The sequence below is a fragment of the Pontibacter sp. BAB1700 genome, from assembly GCF_000277005.1.
Classification (GTDB): domain Bacteria; phylum Bacteroidota; class Bacteroidia; order Cytophagales; family Hymenobacteraceae; genus Pontibacter; species Pontibacter lucknowensis.
In genome coordinates this window covers 1-3,575 of record NZ_AKIS01000150.1, presented here as the reverse complement: position 1 = coordinate 3,575, position 3,575 = coordinate 1, and the positions used below count along the sequence as shown (strand labels likewise).

Sequence of the window (3,575 nt, the reverse complement as noted above, 5' to 3'; positions counted from 1 at the left end):
CCACGGTGAACCCCCTGCGACTTATCATGTGGCCCTGCAGAACAACCTGACCCTGATCGATGCCTCCTGTCCCGTGGTGCTTAAGTTGCAGAACCGAATTAAAACGTCTTACGACAAAGACGAGCGGATCTTCATCTATGGCAAGCATGGGCATGCTGAGGTGATGGGCCTTTTGGGGCAGACGAGTAACAAGGCGGTGGTATTTGAGAATCTGGACGAACTCATGCAACATGAGTTGCCGCCTAAAATTACGCTCTACAGCCAGACCACCAAAAGCACCAACAGCTTCTACAACATAAAAGACACACTGGAGCAAAAAGGCTACGAAGTGGACGCCAACGACACCATCTGCCGCCAGGTATCGAACCGCGACAAAGACCTGCGAAAGTTTGCCGCCCAGTTTGATAAGATTATCTTCGTGTCGGGCACCAAGTCGAGCAACGGCAAAGTGCTCTATCAGGTATGCAAAGACACGAATCCGGCTACATATTTTGTTTCGAAGGTAGAAGAAATACAACCCGAGTGGTTTGCCGACGGAGACAAAGTGGGTATATGCGGGGCAACTTCTACACCCATGTGGCTGATGGAGGAGGTGCGTGATACCTTGCTGAAGGAAGCGGTATAGTCAGGTATGGGGTGGGGCTGCGGAAAAATAGGTATAGCCAAAGCTTAAATTTAGGCAGATATACCCGAAGCTAAACACTCAATGTAGGTATAGCCAGGGTGCAGCCGTCAAAGAATCAAATGGCAAAAAAAATCAATAGAGACAACAGAGGGATAGCCATTGCCGCCATCATCGTGGCGTGCTGGTTTGTGCTGCTCGCATACCTGTTGCGCTTTCCGGTTGACTTTGCATCGCCTTTGCCATACTTGTTCATGCTGCTGCAGACGCACCTATATACGGGGTTGTTTATCACCGCCCACGATGCCATGCACGGCGTTGCCGCTCCCGGCCGCCCCAAGTTGAATCGTTTCACCGGAACCGTCACGGCCTTTCTTTTTGCCTACAATTGGTACCCGAGGCTCCTGCCTAAACACCACCAGCACCACAAGCACGTGGCGACGGATGAAGACCCCGACTACCACCACGGCTCTTTCTGGCCTTGGTACTACAGCTTTCTGAAAAACTACATCACGTGGTGGCAAATCGTGCTGATGGCTATTACCTATAATGTGCTGCAGCTTTTTTTTCCGCTCGAGAATGTGATTATGTTCTGGATGGTGCCAGCTATTCTAGCGACTTTTCAGCTGTTTTACTTCGGTACCTACCTGCCGCACCGGGGTGAGCATGCGCCAGATAACAGGCACAAATCCGGTACGCAGGCCAAGAACCACCTGTGGGCCTTTGTGAGTTGCTACTTTTTCGGCTACCATTACGAGCACCACGACAAACCGTACCTGCCGTGGTGGCAGCTGTATAAAGCAAAAGGGTAGCCGACTTTGTGTTAGCTACCCTTTTGCTTTGTAAGGTATGGACGAATTTAGTGCGCGCCAGCTTCCTTGCGGCAGCAATCGTCCAGCTTGTTATAAGCACGTGGCGTAGCTGGCTTGTCGTCGGCGTCGTAACCTGTGTCGTTCACTGCCTTACGGATTTTGTCCTCGTTGGTCTTCTTCGGGTCGTAGGTTACAGTCAGCATCTTTGAATCCACGTCCAGGTTCGATTTCTTAACGCCCTTCTCGTAAGCCATTGTTTTTTCAATGCTCTTCTTACACATGCCGCACACAGCTGAAGTTTTGATTTGAACTGTTTTCTCGTTGCCGTTCTGAGCCTGTGCGCTCAACGTAGCGAAGAACATAACGAGTGCTAATCCGAGGTTTCTGAAGATTTTCATAATGTGAATTATTGTTGGTGAATGTTAGATATATGATAATGATTTAGTTTCTATTAGGGCTGCTGGAGCTGTGCAAATGATGTGCCGCTATTCGATCTTGAAACGCATACCTGCATAGATAACCCGTCCGGTAATCGGTCCCCATACCATGCTCGCGTCGAAGTTAGGGCCGAAAGGATTGTCTGCTCCTCTGATCGCCTCCGGCTGACGGAAGTTCAACAGGTTTTCACCGCCTACGTAAATTTCCCAGCGTTTGAAAGCCCGCGACACCTGTCCGTTCAGGGTATAGAAAGCGTCTGATTTCCGTACGTTGGCTGCACCACTATGGCCTTCCATGTAAGCCAGCGGCATTTGTCCAAAGTACTGCGTGGTCAGGTCGGCGCGCCACTTGTCGAATGGCGTGGAAAAGCCGAGGTTCACAAAGAAGCGGTGCTGCGGAATCATCGGTCGCTGTTGCAGCGTGCCGTTGTAGGTGGTCTGCACGTCGAAGTATTTGTAGGCCGTCTTCACATCAAAGCCCTTTAGTACCTCGTACTGCAGTTCCGCCTGGAAGCTGCGCGAGAAAGAGCGGCCCTGCAAGTTGTAAAACTCCACCTGGTTGGCGCTACTAAACATGTCGGCCACCACCTGGTTCTGGAACGTGGTATAGTAGTAGTCGGTGATAAAAGCGCCCGGACGACCGCCCAGCTCAAAGTATTGCGTGAAAGAGCCGCCCAGGTTCCAAGCCTTTTCCGGCTCCAGCGTTTCCCGGAACGTAAAGGCGCGGTTACTCACCAAAGCCGCCGTGTTCTCCGCAATTGGATTGGCTACCCGGAAGCCTCTGCCTGCCGCCACCCTGAAAATGGTGTTTTGGGTGAGGTCATACTTCACGTTCAGGCGTGGGGTGAACACTGTCCCATAGAGGTTGTGGAAGTCGGTGCGGGCACCGGCCACGATGGTCAGGTTCTCGGCATTGTTAAAGATGTACTCCGCGAAAATGCCCGGTACTCGCTCGGTGCGTGCCAGTCTGGTTTGCTCCAGTCGCTCGGTATAGTCGTCGTAGAGGAAGCTGGCGCCCACTTTATAGGTATGGCCCGTATGCCCGATGATGGACTGGAAAATAAAGCGTAAATCACCGGTGTTCTGTTCGCCATTGTAAGCCCGGCGGCCATAGAGCGAATTGAACTTGTGGTGCACGCCTGAGGAGATAAAGCCCAGACTCTGGTATGGCCGGCCCGGGAAGGTATAGGAAGTCTTGTTGTAGAAAGACAAGCGGTCCGTCTCCGATTCGGTGCCATAGCGCTGGTTAGGCCCCACTGGTTCACCTTTTACATAGTCCATCTGTCCGCCCAGCTTGGTTTCGCGCAGCGCATTGATACCGAATTCAGACACCCAGTCACCGTGGGTATACTTCCACTTATTATATACATTGTGGTGCGTACCCAGCGCCAGGTCCATAAAGCCGTCCTTGTTGCGGTCCACGCGGTTGCCCAGGTGGTCCGAGTGCAACATCAGGATGGTGCTCCACTTCGGGCTTACCTGCGCCGACACGTTCAGGTTGGCGTCGAACTTGGCGAGGCTGTTGCCATACAGGTTCAGGTATAGCCGCTCACTTTTCTCCGGATCCTTCAGTTTCACATTCACCTGCCCCGAAATCGATTCATAGCCGTTCAGCACCGAGCCCATACCTTTAATAATATCAATCGACTCGATGTAGGTGCCTGACAGATAGTTGAGGCGGTAGGGGGTGGAGAGSCACGCAGG

At 52.2% G+C, this 3,575-nt stretch carries 4 protein-coding genes; 2 read left to right on the top strand and 2 right to left on the bottom strand.

Annotated features, from left to right (window positions below; genetic code table 11):
• Both O71_RS16545 and O71_RS16540 read left to right on the top strand, forming a co-directional pair.
• Positions 1 to 625 (top strand): 4-hydroxy-3-methylbut-2-enyl diphosphate reductase (locus tag O71_RS16545; protein ID WP_007659054.1); only part of this gene is annotated, 625 nt, incomplete at its 5' end.
• A gap of 119 nt (positions 626 to 744) precedes the next feature.
• Complete coding sequence (locus tag O71_RS16540; protein WP_007659052.1) at positions 745 to 1,434, top strand: fatty acid desaturase; 690 nt, start codon at positions 745 to 747, stop codon at positions 1,432 to 1,434.
• A 47-nt stretch (positions 1,435 to 1,481) separates the two neighbouring features.
• Here the strand turns inward: O71_RS16540 and O71_RS16535 are convergent, their stop codons facing one another.
• Both O71_RS16535 and O71_RS24385 read right to left on the bottom strand, forming a co-directional pair.
• On the bottom strand, positions 1,482 to 1,832 hold the full coding sequence (locus tag O71_RS16535; protein ID WP_040574510.1) for a heavy-metal-associated domain-containing protein: 351 nt from the start codon (positions 1,830 to 1,832) through the stop codon (positions 1,482 to 1,484).
• Between the two features lie 87 nt (positions 1,833 to 1,919).
• On the bottom strand, positions 1,920 to 3,575 hold a 1,656-nt coding region (locus tag O71_RS24385), incomplete at its 5' end, for a TonB-dependent siderophore receptor (protein WP_007659041.1).

What these genes read in the sequence shown, in the direction of transcription:
- O71_RS16540 (WP_007659052.1), top strand. Translation starts at nt 745, where the DNA reads ATGGCAAAAAAAATCAATAGAGACAACAGAGGGATAGCCATTGCCGCC.
- O71_RS16535 (WP_040574510.1), bottom strand. Translation starts at nt 1,832, where the DNA reads ATGAAAATCTTCAGAAACCTCGGATTAGCACTCGTTATGTTCTTCGCT.